Raw genomic sequence first — 20,370 nt, forward strand, 5'->3', positions numbered from 1 at the left:
GATCCGGCCCCCGGCCCCACCCCCGGAGGTCCGACACCGGCTCCAGACCTGCGACGGCTGCGACCGCGCCTTCCGCGCCCCGCAACCGGGCCGCTGCCGTGACTGCCGATGCGATCTTCCGGAGGCCACCTAGCATGAAAGCGACGATCCTTGCCGCCGGGCACAGACGAGGAGCGAGCGCCATGACCATCGCACCGGACGACGCGCACCGGAAGAGCTCGCCTGTCTACCGCGCCATGCGAGACCTCGTTGAATCCATCGACGACACCGTTCCCGGCAAATTCGAGATCACCAAAGAAGGAATCGTCCACGACATGATGTCGCCGGGAGGGCCCCACGAGGTCACGGCCGCACACATCAGCCGCCGTTTGGAGAAGGTCATGCCGGACGATCTTCTGGCGCACAACGGCACTCCCGATGTGGAGTACGAGCCCGAAGGCATCAAGCGGCATCCGGATGTCACGGTGATCGCATGGACGGACCTGAACGTCGAGGGACCCGTCGACCCGCACACAGTCATCGCGGCCATCGAGATCGTCTCCCGATCCAATCCGGACAACGACTGGGTCACCAAGATGCGCGACTACCCCCTGATGGGCGTCCCCGTATACGCGATCTTCGACCCCCGCACCGCCACCGGCGCCGTCCTCACCGACATCCACCCCACCCCCGACGGCCCCCGCTACGCGACCCGCAAGGACTTCGTCTACGGCGAGGACGTCACCATCGGCGACTGGACCATCTCGACCGAGGGCCTGCCGCGTTACAAGGACTAGCCGACACAGCCGTCAACTACTCTGCCCGGCATGCTCCTCACCCCCCTCGACCTCACCCCCGACCACGACATCCCGGGTCCTCTGCTGACCGAGCTCACCGCGCTGTACGCCGCCAACCACGAGTTCTTCGCGCTCAGCGGTGACTTCCCGGACCCGGACGACATCCGGCCTGAGCAGGTGGCGGCGGCGCTGGCCGAGGAGCTCGCGCATCCGGACGCCGAGGTGCTGCTGGCCCGCAGCGAGGGCCGGCTGGTCGGCATCGCGATCACCCTCGCCCACCACCCCGACCCGGCCGACCCGGACCCGTGGATCGGGCTGCTGATGATCGACGCGGGCGTGCACCGGCAGGGCCACGGGCAGCAGCTCGCGCGGCTCGTCGAGGACCGCTTCCACGAGGAGAGCCGGACCGCCGTACGCCTCGCCGTCCTCGACGGCAACGACCCCGCCCTCGCCTTCTGGACCGCCCTCGGCTACGAGGTCGTCGATCACCGGACGGACCGTCAACTGGCCCGCCCCTGCTCGGTGCTGCGCAAGGCACTGGACTAGGTCCCCGCCGGTTACGGCCGGTCCGGCTTCCCCTCCCCGTACAGCCACTCCTCCCAGACCGGCCCGAAGTCCTCGTCGGGGGCCAGGTCCTCGACGTACGACGTGAAGTCCTCGGTGTCCGCGTTGCCGTGGCGGTGGGTGGTGGGCCAGTCGCGCAGGAGGGCCGTGAAGGCGGTGTCGCCGAGCCGCTGCCGGATCTTGTGGAGGACCATCGCGCCGCGCTGGTAGACGGGGGTGTCGGAGAGGTGCGCGGCGCCGGACGGCTTGCCTGGCGGGAAGGACCAGAGGTCGTCGTACTCGTCCTCGCCGTGCTCGTAGAGGGCGTCGAAGGTCTCCTGGGCGCTGTCGCCGCCGTGGTCCTCCGCCCACAGCCACTCGGCGTAGGTCGCGAAGCCCTCGTTGAGCCACATGTCCCGCCAGGTCCTCGGGGTGACCGAGTCGCCGTACCACTGGTGGGCGAGTTCGTGGACGAGGGTCTCGGTGTCCGGGGCGCCGGGGAAGAAGGGGCGGTTCTGGGTCTCCAGGGCGTACTCGGCGTCCCCCGCGCGGTCGACGATCGCGCCGGTGGAGGAGAAGGGGTAGGGGCCGAAGGTGTCCTGCGCCCAGGTCAGCACGGCGGGGATCCGCGCCAGGACCTTGCGGCTCGCGGCCGCCTCCGCCGGGTCGACCGCGACGTACACGGGCAGGCCGTCGGCGAGGGTGGAGGTGCGGATGTCGTAGTCGCCGATCGCGAGGGTGGCCAGGTAGCTCGCCATGGGTTCGGCGGTGTGCCAGTGGGACGTCGTACGGCCGCCGTCGGTCCTGCTCGCCGTCAACTCGCCGTTGGAGACGGCCCGGAGGCCCTCGGGCACGGTGATCGTGAGGTCGTAGGACGCCTTGTCGGAGGGGTGGTGGTTGCCCGGGAACCAGGCCGTCGAGCCGGTCGGTTCGCCGAGGGCCACCGCGCCGTCCTCGGTGGGCAGCCAGCCCTCCTGCGAGCCGTCCGGGTCGGTGATCGTCCTCGGGGAGCCCGCATAGGCGACGGTCACGCGGAAGACGCGGCCCTCGTCGAGGTCGTCGTGCGGACGCACGGTCAGCTCCTGGCCGGTGCGGTTCCAGCGGGCCGGGTCGCCGTCGACGGTGACCTTCTCGACGTCCAGGCCGTCGAGGTCCAGGTTGAAGGCGGTCAGGTCCTGGCCGGCCCGGGCGGTGAGGGTCGCGGTGCCGGAGAGCTTCGAGGTGTCCGGGTCGTAGGCGAGGTGGAGGTCGTAGTGGCTGACGTCGTAGCCGCCGTTGCCGGCTCGCGGGAAGTAGGGGTCGCGCAGGCCCGAGCCGCCGGGCGTGCCGTGCACTCCGCCGTCGCACGCGGTGAGGGCGAGCGCTCCCGCGAGGAACAGGGCCAGCGGAGCGCGCAGGGCAACGGGGACGAGCGGCACGGATCGGGGCACGCCGGTGATCCTATGAGGCGCGCGTGACACCATCGCCTACGTGCTCGACATCGGCTACGCCCTCTCCAACCGCTTCCCGGACCCCCCGCAGACCGACTACCGCCGCGCGGACGTCCACACGCTGCGGCACGACCTGTTCTGCGGGGACGTGTACCTCGCGGACACCCGGGAGGACCGGGAACTGTCCACAGCCTGGGGATGGGTGCCGGTGCTCGACTTCGCGTGGGCGCTGTGCGACATCGTGGAACGCCTCGACCGCGACCCGGCGGGCTCCCGCGCCTCCCGCCCCCAGCACGCGGAGCTCGACTTCACCGAGTCCACCGACCGGATGCTCTTCGAGCGCCGCTTCGGCTGGGTGGACATCGAGGCCGACTGGATGCCGGCGGAGGAGCCCCCGCTCACCTTCTCCCACGCTGACCTGCGCCGCGAGGCCCGCGACTTCCTGCACGACCTGATCGCCGACCTGGTCGACCTGCACGAGGACCTGGACGAGAACCCGGCGATCTGGACCCTCCAGGCACGCTTCCCGAGGGTGAAGTGATCGTGGCGGGCCGGCTCCGGTCAGCCCTCCACCCGGATCCCCACCGCCGCCGCCAGCACCGGGGCCAGGTCAAGGAGTTGGGAAGGGCTGATCACCGCCCCGGCGAGGCGGTCCACGCCCCGGGCGATCTCCAGTGACGCGGCGCCGCGCAGGTCCACGTCCTTGAGGGTCGCCGCCGTGAGGTCCGCGCCCTTGAGAGCACAGTCGACGAACTCCACGCGCTCCAGGCGGGCGCCGCCGAAGTCCGGTTCCACCAGGACGCAGCTCTCGAAGACGACGTCCTTCAGGACCGCCGTGCGCAGGTTCAGATAGTCGATCTTGCCGCCCCGGACCACGACCCGCTCCAGCGCGGCACCGTGCAGCTGCACCCCGCCCAGACGCGCGTCGACCACCTCGACGTCCCGCAGGGTCGACTCCGCGAGGTCGGTGCCCACGCCCCGGAGGCCGGTGAGGACCGAGTCGAGGAAGCGGGCGTGGTGGAGCCGGGCCTCGTCCACCGCGCAGCTTCTCAGCGCGCAGTCCATGAAGCGGGCCCCCGCCCCGTCCTGCCCCGCGAAGTCCGCCTCCAGGAACTCCAGGCCGTCGTAGTCCCCGTCCGGCTCCAGTTCCCCGCCCGCGAACGGCTCCAGCGGCGGCAGCCGCACCTCCGGCCGCCGCGCCCCCTTCACCCTGCCCGCACCCGTCCCTCGGCTCACCATGGGCCCATCCTGCACCCCGCCACTGACAATGCCCCTGACCTGCGCCGACAGGGCCCATGTCACATTCCGGCGCCGTCGATGAGTCATACCGACGAAGACACGACCAGGACGCGACGAAGACCCGACCCCGAGCAGAGGGAGATCCACAGCCATGCACCGCATCACCGTCATCGGCGGCGGCCTCGCCGGGCTGACCGCGGCGATCACCGCGGCCGAGGCGGGCGCCAAAGTCACCGTGTACGAGGCCCACCACACGCTCGGCGGCCGGGCCAGGACCGCCGAGGGGCCGTACCGCACGAACGACGGCCCGCACGCCCTCTACAACGGCGGCCCGCACTGGTCCTGGCTCCAGCAGCGCGACCTGATCGGCCCGCTCGCCCCGCTCCCGCCCCTGGAGGCGGCCCGGCTGCGCCTGCGGCACAAGGGTGCCCTCCGCCGCACCCCGCCCTTCGCGATGCTGAGGCTGCTGCGTCGCAGTGCCCAACAGGCGCCGGTCGACGCGGACTTCATGTCGTGGGCCACCGGTCAGGCCGGCGAGGAGGGCGCCCGCGCCGCCGCCCACTACTCCGCCGTCGCCCTCTTCCACCACGACCCGGGCGCCCTGTCCGCCGCGTTCGTGCAGGAGCGGCTCCGGCGCGCCACCAAGCTGCCGCCCGAGGCGCACTACCCGCGCGGCGGCTGGGCCGCCGTCGTCGACCGGATGGCCGCCCGCGCCTGGAACCTGGGCGTCCGGATGGAGACGCTGTCCCGGGTCGACGCCCTGCCCACCGACACCCCCGTGGTCGTCGCCACCTCCCTCGACGCGGCCCGCCGGCTCCTCCGCGACGACTCGCTGACCTGGCCGAGCGGCCGTACGGCACTGATCGACCTCGCGCTGCGCACCCGGCGCGGCGACGCCTTCGCGGTCTCCGACCTCGACTCCCCCGGCTGGATCGAACGGTTCACCGCCCAGGACCGCACCCTGGCCCCCGCGGGCGAACAGCTCCTCCAGGGACAGATCCCGATCGCCCCGCACGAGACCAAGGCCGACGGGATCGCGCGCGCGGAGGAACTCCTCGACCTCGCCTTCGACGGCTGGCGCGAGCGGGTCACCTGGCGGCGCGAGTCCGTCGCGAACGGCCGTACGGGAGCCGTCGACCTGCCGGGCACCAGCTGGCGCGACCGGCCGGCCGTCGACCGGGGCGACGGCGTCTACCTCGCGGGCGACCAGGTCGCGGCGCCCGGAGTGCTCTCGGAGGTCTCCTTCAACAGCGCGCTCACCGCCGTGTCACTGGCGCTGGGCCGCAACGCCCTTGACCTCAAGCATGCTTGAGGTCGGAGGCTGGGCGCACACCTGCAACAGGGGCGCACACCTACACAGGAGGGTTCCTCCCATGCACGCCATCCGCCTGCACGCCTTCGGCCCCGCCGAGAACCTGACCTACGAGCGGACCGAGGACCCGGTGCCGGGCCCCGGCCAGGTCCGTATCGCCGTACGAGCGGCGGGAGTCCACCTGCTGGACACCGCCCTGCGCGAGGGCCACCAGGGCCCGGCGCCCCGGCCGGCCGCGCTGCCCACCGTCCCCGGCCGTGAGGTGGCCGGCACGGTCGAGTCCCTCGGCGAGGGCGTCGCCGGACTGTGGCTCGGCAAGCGAGTGGTCGCCCACCTCGGCTTCGCCCCGGGAGGCTACGCCGAACTCGCCGTCACCGATGTCGACCGCGTCCACGAGATCCCCGCGAACCTCGACTTCGCCCAGGCCGTCGCCATGATCGGCACGGGCCGTACGGCCATGGGGATCGTGCAGTTCGCCGAGCTCGGCCCGGACTCCGTGGTCGTGGTCCCGGCGGCGGCCGGAGGCATCGGCACCCTGCTCGTGCAGTACGCGAAGAACGCCGGGGCGACCGTCGTCGGCCTTGCGGGCGGACCGGAGAAGACGGCACGGGTGCAGGCCAACGGCGCCGACCTCGCCGTCGACTACACGGACCCCTCCTGGCCCGGGAAGGTCCGCGCCTTCCTCGGGGGCCGACCCGCCACCGTCGTCTTCGACGGGGTGGGCGGGGAGATCGCCCGCGAGAGCGTCGCCCTCCTGGACGAGAACGGCCGCCACATCGTCTTCGGCTGGTCCGGCGAGGGCATCCACGACGGCGGGCCCTACCTCGTCGACGGCGTCTCCGAGCAGGTCCTCGGGCCCGTCATGGCCCAGAAGGCCGGCGGCCCGAACCCCATCCGCACCCTCGAACTGCGCGCCCTGGCCGAAGCCGCCGCGGGCCGCCTCACCCCCGCCGTGCAACGCTTCCCGCTCGCCGAGGCGGCCGCCGCCCACCGCGCGCTGGAGACCCGCGGCACGACCGGAAAGGTGGTCCTGGAGCCATGACACGCCCAGATGGGACCCGTACCGATGTGGTCGTCAGGGGTGGCCCGCGGGCCGCCCCTCCGTCCGGTCAGTGCCGGCCGGCGATCCGGTCCGCCCACCGCGCCAGCCGGGACGACTCGGCGCTGTGACTGCCGTACTCGCGCCGGTCCGCCGTCCGGTAGGTGGCGTACATGCCCTGCACGCCCAGCCAGCGCAGCGGTTCCGGCTCCCACCTGCGCACCTTGTGGCCGACCCACGGCAGTTCGGTGAGTTCGGTCCGGCCACCCTGGCCGGAGTCCTGCTGGACCAGGTCCCGCAGGGTGCGGGCGGCCAGGTTGGCGGTGGCGACGCCCGAGCCGACGTAACCGCCCGCCCAGCCGACGCCCGTCGACCGGTCCAGGGTCACCGTCGCGCACCAGTCGCGGGGCACCCCCAGCACCCCCGACCAGGCGTGCTCGACCCGCGCCCCGGCCAGCATCGGGAAGAAGGCGACGAGGATCTCCCGCAGTGCCTCGACCGTCCCGGCCTGCGTCCGGCCGTCGTTGTCGGTGCGCGATCCGAAGCGGTACGGCACCCCGCGCCCGCCCAGCGCGATCCGCCCGTCCGCGGTGCGCTGCGCGTACATGTACGTGTGCGCCATGTCCCCCAGCGTCTGGCGCCCCTCCCAGCCGATCGCCGCCCACTGCTCGTCGGTCAGCGGCTCGGTGGCGATCATCGAGGAGTTCATCGGCAGCCAGGTCCGCTTCTGGCCCTTGAGCGCGGCGGTGAAGCCCTCGGTGCAGCGCAGCACATAGGGCGCGCGGACGGTGCCGTACGGCGTGACCGCGTGCTTGGGCCGGATCTCCGTCACCGGGGTCTGCTCGTGGATCGTGACGCCCAGCGCCTCGACGGCCGCCGCGAGCCCCTTCACCAGCTTCACCGGATGCACCCGGGCCCCGTGCGGCGTCCAGGACGAGCCCACCGCGTCCGCGACCCGGATCCGCTCGGCGGTCTCCCGGGCGCCGTACAGCTCACGGTCCTTCTCGCCGTACGACAGCTCGTGCTCGTGGAAGGCCCGCAACCGCGCCAACTGCGCGGGCGTACGGGCGACTTCGAGGACGCCTCCCTGGTGGAGCCCGGCGTCGAAGCCCTCCTCGGCGACGGTCCGTACGACCTCGTCGACGGTGTCGTTCATGGCCTTCTGGAGGCGTACGGCGGCCTCGTGGCCGTGCAGCCTCGCGTACCGGTCGCGGCCCGCGATGCCGTTGTACAGCCAGCCGCCGTTGCGCCCGGAGGCGCCGTAGCCGCAGAACTTCTGCTCCAGGACGGTGATCCGCAGGAAGGGCACGGCCTTCTTCAGGTGGTACGCCGTCCACAGCCCGGTGTACCCGCCGCCGACGATCACGACGTCCGCCGACGCGTCACCGCCGAGCGGCTCCCGCGCCTTCGGGTAGCCGTCGTCCGCGTACCAGAAGGAGATGCCGCCGTTCACGGTCCTGCTGCTCATGGCCTGGGACGTTAGCCCGCCGGCACACCCGCTGTCTCCTTCGGATTCCGTGCTTTTTCCCGCCCTGCGACCAGCGGAAAGCACCCGAAACCGATCAGCGCCGCGGTGAAGTGCCCGAGATCGGTGAAGGTCCGCCCGGTCACCAGCGGCACCGCGTACACGACGAGGACCGCAAACCCGTAGACGTACCGCCACGGCTCCGGAACCCGGTACACCAGCACCGCGACCACGCCCGCCAGCGCGTAACTCACCCCGATGTCCAGCGTGTTGACCGCGGAGGCGGGTGCCATCCCGTGCCGGATCCCCCACAGCAGCGCGCCCTCGCTGATCAGCGTGGCCAGGACGTGCGCCGCCGCGCACACCGCCAGCCAGCGCGCGGTGCCCAGCCATCGTTCGGCCGGCGCGTGGAAGAGGGAGTAGAGGACGACGTACGGCAGCCAGTGCCCGCTGTCGATCCACATCGCGCTGGAGACCAGCACCCGCACCGGATGGCGCGACAGCTCGTGGATGTTGGTCGAGCGCTGCCGCAGGAACTGCTCCTCGAACTCCGGCGACATGTGGTGCAGCGCCACCGTCGTCACGAAGAGGACCGCCAGCCACACATAGGTGCCGGGGGCGCTGCGGACGTACGCCCACACCCTGTGGACACCCCGGTTAATTCGCATGAGTCGATTCACGCACGCCGGTAGGGTCCGGCACGTGATCGACATCCCGGAGGAACTGGCGGCGTCCCAGGAACTCCACAACGGCGACCGGGGCCGGGAGTTCATAGCCGGACTGCCGGCTCTGGCCGAGGACTTCCTGGAGCGCTGGGACCTGAGACCGGACGGCTCCCCCCTGCACGGCGTCACCGCCCTCGTCCTGCCCGTCCTCCGCCGCAGCGACGGCACCCCGGCCGCACTCAAGCTCCAGCTCCTCGACGAGGAGAGCGCCGGGGAACCCGTCGCCCTGCGCCGGTGGGACGGCGACGGGGCGGTCCGCCTCCTCGACCACGACCCGGTCACCCACACCATGCTCCTGGAACGCCTCGACTCCGCCCGCATGCTGTCCACCCTGCCCGGCACCCGGGACGCGGTCCTGGTCATCGCCGGTCTCCTCGCCCGCCTCTCCGCGGGGCCCGCCCCGGCCGGGATGCGCCGGCTCGGGGACATCGCGCGCGCCATGCTGGACGAGACCCCGGCGGCCCTGCGACGCATCCCCGACCCCGCGGCCCGCCGTACCGTCGCCGACTGCGCGGCCGCCGTCCGCGAGGTCGTCGGTGAACCGGGCGACCGGCTCCTGCACTGGGACCTGCACGACGAGAACGTCCTCGCCGCGGACCGCGCCCCCTGGCTCGCCATCGACCCCAAACCCCTCGCCGGGGACCCCGGCTTCGAACTGTGGCCCGCCCTCGACAACCGCTACGAACCCGACGAGGTCCTCTGGCGCTTCGACGCCATGACCGACGTCCTCGGCCTGGACCGCGCACGCGCGCGTGCCTGGACAATGGGACGCCTCCTCCAGAACGCCCTCTGGGACATCGAGGACGGCCGCCCACTGGAATCCCGACAACTCGACATCGCCCACCGCCTGCGCACCCACCGGAGCCGACAGCCGTGATCCGCCCCGCCACCCCGGCCGACGTCCCCGCGATCCACACCCTGATCCGCGAACTCGCCGACTACGAGAAGTCCCTGCCGGAGGCCAGGGCGACCGAGGAGCAGCTCCACGAGGCCCTCTTCGGCGCCCACCCCGCCGCCTACGCCCACGTGGCGACCGACGCCACGGACACAGTGGTCGGCTACGCCGTCTGGTTCCTCAACTTCTCCACCTGGCGCGGCGTCCACGGCATCTACCTGGAGGACCTCTACGTCCGCCCCACGGCCCGCGGCAGCGGCCACGGCAAGGCCCTGCTCACCGAACTCGCCCGCATCTGCGCCGAACGCGGCTACCAACGCCTCGAATGGTCCGTCCTGAACTGGAACACCCCGGCGATCGACTTCTACGAGTCCCTCGGCGCCCGCCCCCAGGACGAGTGGACGGTGTACCGCCTCACCGACGAAGCCCTCACCGAGGCAGCCGGCGTCAGGTGACCACCCCGGCCTTCGTCCCCGGCAGCGCCGCACCCGCGCGGGCGACCGCCTCACCCCGGTTCCCGTTTCGCGCAGGCACTGATGGCGGGCGTGCGGGACCAGGCGATCAGGGAGCTGCCGCTGCCGGAACCGGTGGACGCGGGGCCGGAGGTCGAGCGGTGGCCGTAGGCGGCCGTCGTCCGGTGTTCACCAGGTGAGCGCGGCTGCCACCGGGCGGTGATCGCTGCCCGTGGGCGGGAGGACCCAGGCGCTCGCCGGACGCACCCCGCGCACCAGGATCTGGTCGATCCGGGCCACCGGGAAGGTCGCCGGCCAGGTGAAGCCGAAGCCCTTGCCGGCCTCGTCCTGGGCCGAGCGCAGCCGTGCGGTGAGGCCGGCGAGGGCGCGGTCGTCCGTGGTGCCGTTCAGGTCGCCGAGCAGCACCACCCGCCCGTTCGGCTCGGCGGCCACGGCCCGGGCGAGCGCCTGCGCGTTGCGGTCCCGGCTGCTGGTCCAGAAGCCGGTCCCGGGCATCACGCGTACGGACCCGAGATGGGCCACGTACACCGCCAGCGGGCCCCGGCTCGTCGCCACCGTGGCGCGCAGCGCGCGGTTGGAGGGCAGCCGGTCGGCGGCCGACCTGGTCTCCGCCAGCGGCCCGTAGTCCGTCTCGATGTCGACCGGCCGGACGTCCGACAGCGGCAGCCTGCTCCACAGCCCGACCGTGCCCAGCACCGTGTGGTGGCGGTACGCCTTCGCCAGCCCCTTCTCGTACACCGGCCTGGCCTGCGCGGTGATCTCCTCCAGGGCCAGCACGTCCGCCCCGGACGCGGCCAGGTCGCGGGCGGTGCCGGCCGGGTCGGGGTTGTCGGCGCCGACGTTGTGGCCGGCCACGACGAGGTCGCCGCCCGCGTGGGACCGGTCGCCGAGCAGCCCGCCGAACAGGCTCAGCCACACCGTGGCCGGCAGCAGCAGCGCGACCGTCGCGGAGGCGGAGCGCCGCCACACCGCCCCGGCCAGCAGCACCGGCACGAACACGCCGAACCACGGCAGGAACGTCTCCACGAGGCTGCCGAGGCCACCGCGGTCCGTGATCCGCCCGTGCAGCAGCAGGAGCAGGCCGAGCAGCAGCGCGGACACCGCGAGCAGCGGGCCGCGCTTCCAGGGGCCCGGCCGGGACCAGGCGCGGACCAGCCGGGTCACCGAGCCGGCGGCCCCGGCCGGTGCGGGCTCCGCCGCGTCCACCGGCGCCCCCGCCTGTCGTCGCTCACTGCCGGTCAGGGTGTCGCTCACTGCTGCGTCCTCGGGTCTGTGCGGGGCCGGCGTACCCGCACCGGCGTTCGCGTCGTACCGCCAGTCAAGGCGGCCCGCTGTTGCCGGCCCGTATGCGGTTTTCGATACGCCGGCGATACGTGCCCGCTCGTAGCATCGATGGCATGCGTGTGCTGATCGTCGAGGACGAGCTCTACATGGCGGAGGCCATCCGCGACGGTCTCCGCCTGGAAGCGATCGCGTCCGACATCGCGGGCGACGGCGACACCGCTCTGGAACTGCTGAGCGTCAACACCTACGACATCGCCGTCCTCGACCGGGACGTCCCCGGCCCCTCCGGTGACGAGATCGCCAAGCGCATCATCGCGTCCGGCAGCGGCATGCCGATCCTCATGCTCACCGCGGCCGACCGCCTCGACGACAAGGCCTCCGGCTTCGAACTCGGCGCCGACGACTACCTCACCAAACCCTTCGAGCTCCAGGAACTCGCGCTGCGGCTGCGCGCACTGGACCGCCGGCGCGCCCACCACCGCCCTCCCGTGCGGGAGATCGCGGGACTGCGCCTGGACCCGTTCCGCCGGGAGGTCTACCGGGACGGCCGCTATGTCGCCCTGACCAGGAAGCAGTTCGCCGTGCTCGAAGTCCTCGTCGGCGCCGAGGGCGGGGTCGTCAGCGCCGAGGAACTCCTGGAACGCGCGTGGGACGAGAACGCCGACCCGTTCACCAACGCCGTCCGCATCACCGTCTCCGCCCTGCGCAAGCGTCTGGGCGAACCGTGGATCATCGCCACCGTGCCGGGCGTCGGCTACCGCATCGACACCCAGCCGGGCACCGGACCCGACAGGGGCGACCGTGGATAGGCCGCCCGGTCTGAGCGTCCGCCTCAAACTCACCCTCAGCTACGCCGGGTTCCTCCTGCTCGCGGGCGTCCTGCTGATCGCCGCCGTGGGTTTCTTCCTGCTGCGGCAGGGGGAACCGGCGTTCAACTCGGCGGGAGCGGTGCAAGCCACTCCGGCCACCATGTTCCTGAAGGCCTTCGCGCCCACCGCGGTCGCGGCGATGACGTTCCTGCTGGTGTTCGGCCTCCTCGGCGGCTGGATCCTCGCCGGCCGCATGCTCGCCCCGCTGAACCGCATCACGGACGCCACCCGCCTGGCCACCACCGGGTCCCTCTCGCACCGGATCCGGCTGCCCGGCCCCAACGACGAGTTCCGCGAACTCGCCGACACCTTCGACACCATGCTCGCGCGACTGGAGGCGCACGTCGCCGAACAGCGCAGGTTCGCCGCCAACGCCTCCCACGAGCTGCGCACCCCGCTCGCGATCTCGAAGTCCCTCCTCGACGTGGCCCGCACCGACCCGGACCACGACACCGCCGAGCTCATCGACCGCCTGCACACCGTCAACACCCGGGCGATCGACCTCACCGAGGCACTGCTCCTGGTCAGCCGCGCCGAGCAGCGCTCCTTCACCCGGGAGCGCGTCGACCTGTCCCTGCTGGCGGAGGAGGCCACCGAGACGCTCCTGCCCCTCGCGGAGAAGCACGGCGTCAGCCTCGAGACCCACGGCGACATCACCCCGACGACGGGGTCCCCGGCGCTGCTGCTCCAGCTCACCACGAACCTCGTGCACAACGCGATCGTCCACAACCTGCCCGACGGGGGCACCGTGCGGGTCACGACCTGCGTGCGCCCCGGGACGGCGGTGCTCACGGTCGAGAACACCGGCGAGCGGCTCGCCGAGGAACTGGTCCCGACCCTCACCGAACCGTTCCAGCGCGGCACCGAGCGCATCCACACCGACCACGCGGGCGTCGGCCTGGGCCTGGCCATCGTCAAGACCATCACCCAGGCCCACGACGGCACGCTCACTCTGACCCCGGGCACCTCCGGGGGCCTGCGCATCGACGTGGAGCTCCCGGCGGCCTGACCGCCCGCACACGACAAAGGCCCAGGTCAGAAGTGATCCGACCCGGGCCTCGACGGAGCCCCCTGTCGGATTCGAACCGACGACCTACGCATTACAAGTGCGTTGCTCTGGCCATCTGAGCTAAGGAGGCGTGTCCCGCTTCCGCGGACGTGCGCCCGAGCAGTGTACCCAGGTCGCCGAGGGGGCCTGTCGAAAATTTCCGCGAAGTTCACAGTCCGCCAGGTACTGACATACGGGTGAACGCCAGGTACCGTCCTGAGCCAGTCCACCTGCGTGGACTGGACCACCACCTTCCTACAACGGATCGTCCGGCACGTTCCTGCCGGTAGAAGGGGGCCTCTGAGCCATGGCCACTGTTTCGTTCGACAAGGCGACCCGGATCTACCCGGGTTCCACGAAGCCCGCCGTCGACGGTCTCGACATCCACATCGAGGACGGCGAGTTCCTCGTCCTGGTCGGCCCGTCCGGCTGTGGCAAGTCCACCTCGCTCCGCATGCTGGCGGGGCTCGAGGACGTCAACGGCGGCGCCATCCGCATCGGTGACCGCGACGTCACGCACCTGCCGCCGAAGGACCGGGACATCGCCATGGTGTTCCAGAACTACGCGCTCTACCCGCACATGACCGTCGCCGACAACATGGGCTTCGCGCTCAAGATCGCCGGCGTCAACAAGACGGAGATCCGGCAGAAGGTCGAGGAGGCCGCGAAGATCCTCGACCTCACCGAGTACCTGGACCGCAAGCCGAAGGCCCTCTCCGGCGGTCAGCGCCAGCGTGTCGCGATGGGCCGCGCCATCGTGCGTGAGCCCCAGGTCTTCCTCATGGACGAGCCGCTGTCCAACCTGGACGCCAAGCTCCGTGTGTCGACGCGTACGCAGATCGCCTCGCTCCAGCGCCGTCTCGGCATCACCACCGTCTACGTCACCCACGACCAGGTCGAGGCCATGACGATGGGCGACCGCGTGGCCGTGCTCAAGGACGGTCTGCTCCAGCAGGTCGACTCCCCGCGCAACATGTACGACCGCCCGGCGAACCTGTTCGTCGCCGGCTTCATCGGCTCCCCGGCGATGAACCTCGTCGAGGTCCCGATCACCGACGGCGGCGTGAAGTTCGGCAACAGCGTGGTGCCCGTCAACCGCGAGGCCCTCAAGGCCGCCTCCGACAAGGGTGACACCACCGTCACCGTCGGTGTCCGCCCCGAGCACTTCGACGTCGTCGAGCACAACGGCGCCGCCGCCTCCGCCCTCAGCAAGGACACCGAGGACGCCCCGGCCGGTCTCGCGGTCTCCGTGAACGTGGTCGAGGAGCTCGGCGCCGACGGCTACGTCTACGGCTCCGCCAAGGTCGGCGACGAGCTGAAGGACCTGGTCGTCCGCGTCAGCGGCCGCGCGGTCCCGGAGAAGGGCGCCACGCTGCACGTCGTGCCGCGTCCGGGCGAGACCCACGTGTTCTCGACCTCCACGGGCGAGCGCCTCTCCGACTGAGTCCGGACCAGGACGAACAGCAGCGATTCACCCAGGTTGACGAGAAGGGCCCCGCAGAGCGTCTGCGGGGCCCTTCCCGCGCCCGGAGGGCGTCGCCGGATACCCCGGCACACCGGTCATTTCGAGCAGTGTGCGTCAACGCCCTACCCAAAAAACGGCACCGTCTCATCCCCCGAACCGGTGACTAAATGTCGCCAAATCATTACCGCACGCTACCCTCACACGCGTGAAGCACTCCACTTACCAACAGACGCGACGCGGCCGGGGCCCCGCCCGCCGTATCGGCCGCTCCCTCGCCCTTGTCCTGCCCGTCGTCCTGGTGCTCTCCGGGACCCTCGCGGTCACCCGAGTCAACTGGTCGGGGGATCCCTCGAGCTCCTCGGTGCTCACCGCGTCGGACGCGACGGTCTCGGACGGCAAGCCGCGCAGCGCCCCCCTCGCCCCGCAGGACGTCCTGCGGGAGCGGCTCCTGACCGAACTCCAGGAGAAGGACCCGGGCACCGCCCTCACCCACCTCCAGGAGGCTGTGAACGAGCGCCCGTCGCTCGCCGAGCACTGCGTCTCCATCGCGAAGGCCCTGGGCCGCGCCGCGGTCCGGGTGTACGGCCCCACGCGCGCGCAGTCGTACGCCCGGCCCGTCTGCGACACCTCCTTCGCGACGGGTGTGGCGGCGGCACACGGCTGACCCCCGCGAGAGGGGAGACCGGCCGAGGTCGGGGAAGGGGCGCGCCGTACAGTTTCGGGCATGACCGATCCGAACGCCGCGTCCCGTCCGACCCAGGCCGTGATCCTGGCCGGCGGCCAGGGGTCCCGGCTGCGCCCCTACACCGACGACCGGCCCAAGCCGATGGTCGAGATCCCCGGTACGGGAACTCCGATCATCGGCCATCAGCTTGTCTGGCTCGCCGAGGAAGGCGTGACGGACGTGGTGGTGAGCTGCGGGCATCTCGCCGAGGTGCTCCAGGACTGGCTGCGGACGGCCGACCTCCCGGTGCGCGTCCGGACCGTCATCGAGACCGAGCCGCTCGGCCGGGGCGGCGGACTGAAGTACGCCGCGGCGCATCTGCCGCACCCGGACCGGGCCTGGTACGCGACGAACGGTGACATCTGGACCCGGTTCTCGCTGCGCGACATGGCGGACTTCCACACCGAGCGCGACGCGGTCGCGACGCTCGCGCTGGCGCGGCCGAGGATCCCGTGGGGTGCCGTGCAGACCGACGGGTTCGGGCACGTCACGGACTTCATGGAGGCGCCCCCGTCGACGTTCGAGATCAACGCCGGGGTGTACGTCTTCTCGCCCGCGTTCGCCGAGCTGCTGCCGGAGCGGGGGGACCACGAGCGGACCACGTTCCCCACGCTGGCGCGTGAGCTGCGGCTCGCCGGGTTCCCGATTCCGCAGGGGGCGTACTGGCGGGCCATCGACACCGCGAAGGACCTCACGGAGGCTGCGAAGGAACTGGCGGCACTCGGTCGGTAGCCGCACATCCAGCACTGTCCCGCGCCCCTGAGTGCGAAAAGGTCCCGCACCTTCATCGGTGCGGGACCTTTTCGCGGGCCCGGTTCGCTCAGCCGGTGGGGTTGCCCAGTACGTCGCCCACCGGCCCGCCTACCCCAACAGGCCGCCCACCAGGCCCGGTTCGCCGGAGGACGAGCCCCCGGTGCCGGAGCCGCCTGTCGAACCGCCGGAGGTGCTCGTGCCCCCGGTGGGGCCGGCGGTGGTGCTGGGGGCCTGCTGGGCCGGGGAAGACTGCTGGGGCGAGGTCCGGCCCGTGGTGCCCTGGGTCTGGCTGGGCGAGCCGCCGGTGGCCGTGCCCGTGTTGTCGGTGTCGCGGGTGGCTCCGGGGGTCGCGGAGGCGCCGGCGGACGGGCCGCGGGTGGCGCCCTGGCTGGGCCGGGTGGACGCCGACGGGCTCTTCTTGCGGGCCTTGGCGGAGTCCTGCGGGAGCGGGGAGCCGGGCAGTTCGTTGCGCGGGGCCTCGCCGGGGCCGGGGACGATGACCCGGTCGGCGTCCCGGACGGCACTGCCGAGGACGGAGCCGATCAGCAGGGTGAGGCCGGTGACGATGGCCGTGACGAGGGCGCCGCGGCGCAGCACGTAGCGGCGCAGCTCCCAGATGTCGGAGCGGGGTCCGAGGCGGCGCCAGGCGCTGCCCGCGAGGCGGCCGTCGATGGAGTAGACGGGGGCGCCGGCGATGATCAGCGGGGACCAGGCGGCCAGGTAGATGATGTCGGGGGTGTCGTAGGCGGGAACGCTCTTCCAGCTCACGGTGAGGAGGAGCGCGGCGGACAGGCCGGCGCCGATGACCGCGGCGACGCGCTGCCAGCAGCCCAGGACCGTGAGGACGCCCACGATGACCTGGAGGAAGGCGATGACGAGGCCGGAGCCGACGGGGTGCTGGAGGGCGAACTGGCGCAGCGGCTCGGCCACTTCCCACGGGTGCAGGGTGTTGAGCCACTTGACCATGGAGCCGCGCTTGCCGCCGTCGAAGTAGACGGGGTCGCAGAGCTTGCCCATGCCGGCGTAGATGGAGATGAAGCCGAGGAAGATCCGGAGCGGGAGGAGGACGACGCCGAGGTTCATCCGGCGGCCGGGGTAGTACGCGTGCCGCGCGGCCTCGTCGCCCTGCCGCTTGGTGGCGCGGTCGGCGCGGGCCTCGTCGAAGCCGTCGTCGAACTCCTCGCCGTCGTAGGCGGGTTCGTCGTACGCGCTGCCCACGGTGCGCATGTGGGGCAGGAGTCGGGTGCCGTCGCCGTCGGGCGTGCGCTGGGCGCCGACGACCGGGGTCTCCATGGTCTGGGCCAACTCGTCGCCGTAGTCGGCCTGGTAGCCGTGGTCGACGTCGATACGGGGGATGACCTGGGTGGCTCCGGCGTCGGCGGCGGGCGGTTCGGCATGGCCGACGCTGCCGCCCCGCACGGCCTGCAACAGGCGGTGGGCGCCGGTGTCGTCGGGCGCGGACCTGCCGCTCCACACGACGGGCCGACGGCGCCCCGCGGCGCCGACGGCCGGCATCCGGGCGGTGTCCTCGGCGTCGATCAGGTGCCGTGCGATCCGCGGGGACTGGGCGCGTCTCGTCGACGCGCCCAACTGCACGCGGAAGCTCGCATGATTGACGATGATCTGCGCCGGATCGCTCGGCACCTTCACCATGCTCAGCGCGGGAGCGTCGTCGAAGCCCGACGGGCCGTCCCCCGTGGGTGTGCGGGGTGTTCTGGTGTCCACACTCATCTAACCGAGTGACGTGTGGTTAGGACACTGCTTTGACTCGCCGGATCTGTCCGGACCCCGTCAAGCTTGCCCCGTACGCCAGGAATACCCCATGTGGGGGACGATGCCGAACAGTCGTTCAGCCCCGTCGACGGGCCGCCTCGTACAGCACGATCCCCGCCGCCACACCGGCGTTCAGCGACTCGGCGCCGCCCGGCATCGGGATCCGCACCCGGAAATCGCAGGTCTCGCCGACCAAACGGGACAGGCCCTTGCCCTCGCTGCCGACCACGATGGCGACCGGACCGCCGAGGGCCTCCAGATCGCCGATCTCGTGCTCGCCGTCGGCGGCGAGGCCGACGACCACGATGCCCTGCTTCTTGTACGCCTCCAGGGCGCGCGTCAGGTTGGTGGCGCGGGCGACCGGGGTGCGGGCGGCCGTACCGGCGGACGTCTTCCAGGCACCGGCGGTCATGCCGGCCGCACGCCGCTCCGGCACGAGGACGCCGTGGCCGCCGAACGCGGAGACCGAGCGGACGACCGCGCCGAGGTTGCGCGGGTCGGTCACGCCGTCGAGGGCGACGATGAGCGGGTCCTCGCCGTCGTCGTAGGCGGCGTTGGCGAGGTCCTCGGGGTGGGCGTACTCGTACGGCGGGACCTGGAGGACCAGGCCCTGGTGGTTGAGCCCGTTGGTCATCCGGTCCAGCTCGGGGCGGGGCGCCTCCATGAGGTGGACGCCGCCCCGGTCGGCGACGAGCTGGAGCGCCTCGCGGACCCGCTCGTCGTTGTCGATGAACTGCTGGACGTAGAGCGTCACCGCGGGCACGCCCTCACGCAGCGCCTCGACCACCGGGTTACGGCCGACGACCATCTCCGAGGTGCCCTTGCCGCCGCGGCCGCGCGGCGCCGGACGGCGCACCGCCTGCTTCGCCTTGGCGTTGGCGATTCGGTTCTTCTTGTGGCCCTTGCGCATCTCGGCGGGCGGGGTCGGCCCCCGGCCCTCCAGGCCCTTGCGCCGCTGGCCGCCACTGCCGACCTGCGCGCCCTTCTTGCCGGACATGCGGCGGTTGTTGGCTGCCATGACCTACCTGTTCTGCGTGGGTGTCCACGTCGGTGAGTTGTTCGTACGTCTATGCAGTGTGCCGCCCGGAGGGCCGGGCGGCACAATCGATCAAGGAAAGGGGCTAGCGGGGACCCAGCGTCCAGCGCGGTCCCTGCGGACCGTCCTCGATGGTCAGGCCCGACTGGCCGAGCTGGTCGCGGATGGCGTCCGCGGTGGCCCAGTCCTTGCGGCCGCGGGCCGCCTCCCGCTGGTCGAGGACCAGGCGGACGAGGCTGTCGACCACGCCGTGCAGGTCCTCGCCCCGGTCGGACTCGCCGGCCCAGTGGGCGTCGAGCGGGTCCAGGCCGAGGACGCCGAGCATGGCGCGCACCTCGGCGAGGCGGGCGACGGCGGCCTCCTTGTCGTCGGCCGCGAGCGCGCTGTTGCCCTGCCGGACGGTGGTGTGCACGACCGCCAGCGCCTGCGGAACGCCCAGGTCGTCGTCCATCGCCTCGGCGAAGGCGGGCGGCACCTCGGCGGAGGGTTCGACGGCCTTCCCTGCCAACTCGGTGACTCGCTGCACGAAACCCTCGATCCGGGCGAACGCCGACTCGGCCTCGCGCAGGGCGTCCTGGCTGTACTCGATCATCGAGCGGTAGTGGGGCGTGCCCAGGTAGTACCTGAGCACGATCGGCCGCCACTCCTTGACCATCTCGGAGACGAGCACCGAGTTGCCCAGCGACTTGGACATCTTGTCGCCTGCCATGGTCACCCAGGCGTTGTGCACCCAGTACTGCGCGAAGTCGTCGCCGTAGGCCTTGGCCTGGGCGATCTCGTTCTCGTGGTGCGGGAAGATCAGGTCGAGGCCGCCGCCGTGGATGTCGAAGGCGGAGCCCAGGTACTTGTGGGCCATCGCCGAGCACTCCAGGTGCCAGCCGGGGCGGCCGGGACCCCACGGCGTCGACCAGGTCGGCTCGCCCGGCTTGGCGGACTTCCACATGGCGAAGTCCCGCGGGTCCCGCTTCCCGGTCTCGCCCTCGCCGGACGGCTGGAGCAGGTTGTCCAGCTCCTGCCGCGACAGCTCCAGGTAGCCCGGGAAGGAGCGCACGTCGAAGTAGACGTTGCCCTCGGACTCGTAGGCGTGGCCGCGCTCGATGAGGCCCTGCATCATCTCGACCATCTCGGTCACGTGCCCGGTGGCACGCGGCTCGTAGGTGGGCGGGAGGCAGCCGAGGGCGTCGTAGCCGTCGTTGAACGCCCGCTCGTTCTCGTAGCCGATCGACCACCAGGGGCGGTTCTGCTCGGCCGCCTTGGCGATGATCTTGTCGTCGATGTCGGTGACGTTGCGGATGAACGTGACGTCGTAGCCGCGGTACTCGAACCAGCGGCGCATGATGTCGAAGTTCAGGCCGGAGCGGATGTGCCCGATGTGCGGGGCCGCCTGCACGGTGGCGCCACACAGGTAGATCGAGACACAGCCCGCGGTGAGCGGGACGAAGTCACGGATCTGCCGGGCGCTGGTGTCGTACAGGCGAATAGTCACGGGACCTAGCGTAGTGGGCCGAAGGGGGTGCGTGG

At 72.0% G+C, this 20,370-nt stretch carries 20 protein-coding genes, 1 tRNA gene and 1 pseudogene; 13 read left to right on the forward strand and 9 right to left on the reverse strand.

The genetic code is table 11. The features are described 5' to 3' along the window. The 3 genes and pseudogenes from AOJ26_RS44580 to AOJ26_RS28805 form a co-directional block, all read left to right on the forward strand. Positions 1-133 (forward strand): annotated as a pseudogene (locus tag AOJ26_RS44580) (helix-turn-helix domain-containing protein); the annotation flags it as partial. A gap of 49 nt (positions 134-182) precedes the next feature. Beyond that, entirely contained in the window at positions 183-776 is a 594-nt protein-coding gene (locus tag AOJ26_RS28800) for a Uma2 family endonuclease (protein WP_053851284.1), read from the forward strand. Positions 777-806: 30 nt separating this feature from the next. Further along, on the forward strand, positions 807-1,322 hold the full coding sequence (locus AOJ26_RS28805; RefSeq protein WP_053851285.1) for a GNAT family N-acetyltransferase: 516 nt from the start codon (positions 807-809) through the stop codon (positions 1,320-1,322). Between the two features lie 11 nt (positions 1,323-1,333). On the opposite strand, the gene AOJ26_RS28810 is transcribed toward AOJ26_RS28805, so the two are convergent. Further along, positions 1,334-2,782, reverse strand: a complete 1,449-nt coding sequence (locus AOJ26_RS28810; RefSeq protein WP_078960065.1) for a M1 family metallopeptidase — start codon at positions 2,780-2,782, stop codon at positions 1,334-1,336. Between the two features lie 7 nt (positions 2,783-2,789). Between AOJ26_RS28810 and AOJ26_RS28815 the strand changes: the two genes are divergently transcribed. Further along, the gene (locus AOJ26_RS28815; RefSeq protein WP_053851287.1) at positions 2,790-3,290 is read left to right on the forward strand and encodes a hypothetical protein; all 501 of its coding nucleotides are present in this window, start codon (positions 2,790-2,792) and stop codon (positions 3,288-3,290) included. A 20-nt stretch (positions 3,291-3,310) separates the two neighbouring features. On the opposite strand, the gene AOJ26_RS28820 is transcribed toward AOJ26_RS28815, so the two are convergent. Next, a complete protein-coding gene (locus tag AOJ26_RS28820; RefSeq protein ID WP_179200291.1) occupies positions 3,311-3,988 on the reverse strand; it encodes a pentapeptide repeat-containing protein in 678 nt (225 codons plus the stop codon). Between the two features lie 151 nt (positions 3,989-4,139). On the opposite strand from AOJ26_RS28820, the gene AOJ26_RS28825 reads away from it, so the two are divergent. Both AOJ26_RS28825 and AOJ26_RS28830 read left to right on the forward strand, forming a co-directional pair. After that, the gene (locus AOJ26_RS28825) at positions 4,140-5,300 is read left to right on the forward strand and encodes an FAD-dependent oxidoreductase (RefSeq protein ID WP_053851289.1); all 1,161 of its coding nucleotides are present in this window, start codon (positions 4,140-4,142) and stop codon (positions 5,298-5,300) included. Positions 5,301-5,361: 61 nt separating this feature from the next. Continuing rightward, positions 5,362-6,342: a zinc-binding dehydrogenase gene (locus AOJ26_RS28830; protein ID WP_053851290.1), complete on the forward strand. Its 981-nt coding sequence runs from the start codon at positions 5,362-5,364 to the stop codon at positions 6,340-6,342. Between the two features lie 67 nt (positions 6,343-6,409). On the opposite strand, the gene AOJ26_RS28835 is transcribed toward AOJ26_RS28830, so the two are convergent. Together AOJ26_RS28835 and AOJ26_RS28840 are read right to left on the reverse strand one after the other, a co-directional pair. Beyond that, positions 6,410-7,807: an NAD(P)/FAD-dependent oxidoreductase gene (locus tag AOJ26_RS28835; RefSeq protein WP_179200290.1), complete on the reverse strand. Its 1,398-nt coding sequence runs from the start codon at positions 7,805-7,807 to the stop codon at positions 6,410-6,412. Between the two features lie 11 nt (positions 7,808-7,818). Next, positions 7,819-8,472 carry a rhomboid-like protein gene (locus tag AOJ26_RS28840; protein ID WP_053851292.1) on the reverse strand — a complete coding sequence of 218 codons (654 nt, stop codon included), beginning with the start codon at positions 8,470-8,472 and terminating at the stop codon, positions 7,819-7,821. On the opposite strand from AOJ26_RS28840, the gene AOJ26_RS28845 reads away from it, so the two are divergent. Both AOJ26_RS28845 and AOJ26_RS28850 read left to right on the forward strand, forming a co-directional pair. Further along, positions 8,471-9,406 (forward strand): aminoglycoside phosphotransferase family protein, encoded by a 936-nt coding sequence (locus AOJ26_RS28845; protein WP_053851293.1) that lies wholly within the window; start codon positions 8,471-8,473, stop codon positions 9,404-9,406. The genes AOJ26_RS28840 and AOJ26_RS28845 overlap by 2 nt on opposite strands. Continuing rightward, positions 9,403-9,879, forward strand: coding sequence for a GNAT family N-acetyltransferase (locus AOJ26_RS28850; RefSeq protein WP_053851294.1), 477 nt, complete (start codon positions 9,403-9,405; stop codon positions 9,877-9,879). The genes AOJ26_RS28845 and AOJ26_RS28850 overlap by 4 nt, the downstream gene beginning before the upstream one ends. A gap of 186 nt (positions 9,880-10,065) precedes the next feature. Here the strand turns inward: AOJ26_RS28850 and AOJ26_RS28855 are convergent, their stop codons facing one another. Beyond that, positions 10,066-11,052, reverse strand: a complete 987-nt coding sequence (locus AOJ26_RS28855; protein WP_063790334.1) for an endonuclease/exonuclease/phosphatase family protein — start codon at positions 11,050-11,052, stop codon at positions 10,066-10,068. A 242-nt stretch (positions 11,053-11,294) separates the two neighbouring features. On the opposite strand from AOJ26_RS28855, the gene AOJ26_RS28860 reads away from it, so the two are divergent. Together AOJ26_RS28860 and AOJ26_RS28865 are read left to right on the forward strand one after the other, a co-directional pair. Further along, positions 11,295-11,990: a response regulator transcription factor gene (locus AOJ26_RS28860; RefSeq protein WP_053851295.1), complete on the forward strand. Its 696-nt coding sequence runs from the start codon at positions 11,295-11,297 to the stop codon at positions 11,988-11,990. Beyond that, on the forward strand, positions 11,983-13,059 hold the full coding sequence (locus AOJ26_RS28865) for a sensor histidine kinase (RefSeq protein ID WP_053851296.1): 1,077 nt from the start codon (positions 11,983-11,985) through the stop codon (positions 13,057-13,059). Before AOJ26_RS28860 ends, AOJ26_RS28865 begins: the two co-directional genes overlap by 8 nt. Positions 13,060-13,115: 56 nt before the next feature. Here AOJ26_RS28865 and AOJ26_RS28870 read toward each other — a convergent pair. Beyond that, positions 13,116-13,189: transfer RNA gene (locus tag AOJ26_RS28870), tRNA-Thr, on the reverse strand. A gap of 216 nt (positions 13,190-13,405) precedes the next feature. Between AOJ26_RS28870 and AOJ26_RS28875 the strand changes: the two genes are divergently transcribed. From AOJ26_RS28875 to AOJ26_RS28885, 3 genes are all read left to right on the forward strand, one after another. Then, positions 13,406-14,542, forward strand: coding sequence for an ABC transporter ATP-binding protein (locus tag AOJ26_RS28875; RefSeq protein ID WP_053851297.1), 1,137 nt, complete (start codon positions 13,406-13,408; stop codon positions 14,540-14,542). A 226-nt stretch (positions 14,543-14,768) separates the two neighbouring features. Beyond that, the gene (locus tag AOJ26_RS28880) at positions 14,769-15,227 is read left to right on the forward strand and encodes a hypothetical protein (RefSeq protein ID WP_053851298.1); all 459 of its coding nucleotides are present in this window, start codon (positions 14,769-14,771) and stop codon (positions 15,225-15,227) included. 60 nt (positions 15,228-15,287) lie between these two features. Next, the gene (locus AOJ26_RS28885; RefSeq protein WP_053851299.1) at positions 15,288-16,019 is read left to right on the forward strand and encodes a nucleotidyltransferase family protein; all 732 of its coding nucleotides are present in this window, start codon (positions 15,288-15,290) and stop codon (positions 16,017-16,019) included. Between the two features lie 129 nt (positions 16,020-16,148). On the opposite strand, the gene AOJ26_RS28890 is transcribed toward AOJ26_RS28885, so the two are convergent. The 3 genes from AOJ26_RS28890 to cysS form a co-directional block, all read right to left on the reverse strand. Next, positions 16,149-17,771 (reverse strand): DoxX family membrane protein, encoded by a 1,623-nt coding sequence (locus AOJ26_RS28890; RefSeq protein ID WP_053851300.1) that lies wholly within the window; start codon positions 17,769-17,771, stop codon positions 16,149-16,151. A gap of 118 nt (positions 17,772-17,889) precedes the next feature. After that, entirely contained in the window at positions 17,890-18,831 is a 942-nt protein-coding gene (gene rlmB / locus AOJ26_RS28895) for a 23S rRNA (guanosine(2251)-2'-O)-methyltransferase RlmB (protein ID WP_053851301.1), read from the reverse strand. A gap of 103 nt (positions 18,832-18,934) precedes the next feature. Then, entirely contained in the window at positions 18,935-20,335 is a 1,401-nt protein-coding gene (gene cysS, locus AOJ26_RS28900; protein ID WP_053851302.1) for a cysteine--tRNA ligase, read from the reverse strand. Positions 20,336-20,370: the final 35 nt, after the last annotated feature.

Origin of the sequence: Streptomyces sp. NRRL B-24085 (assembly GCF_001282115.1) — a bacterium.
Taxonomy (GTDB): Bacteria; Actinomycetota; Actinomycetes; order Streptomycetales; family Streptomycetaceae; genus Streptomyces.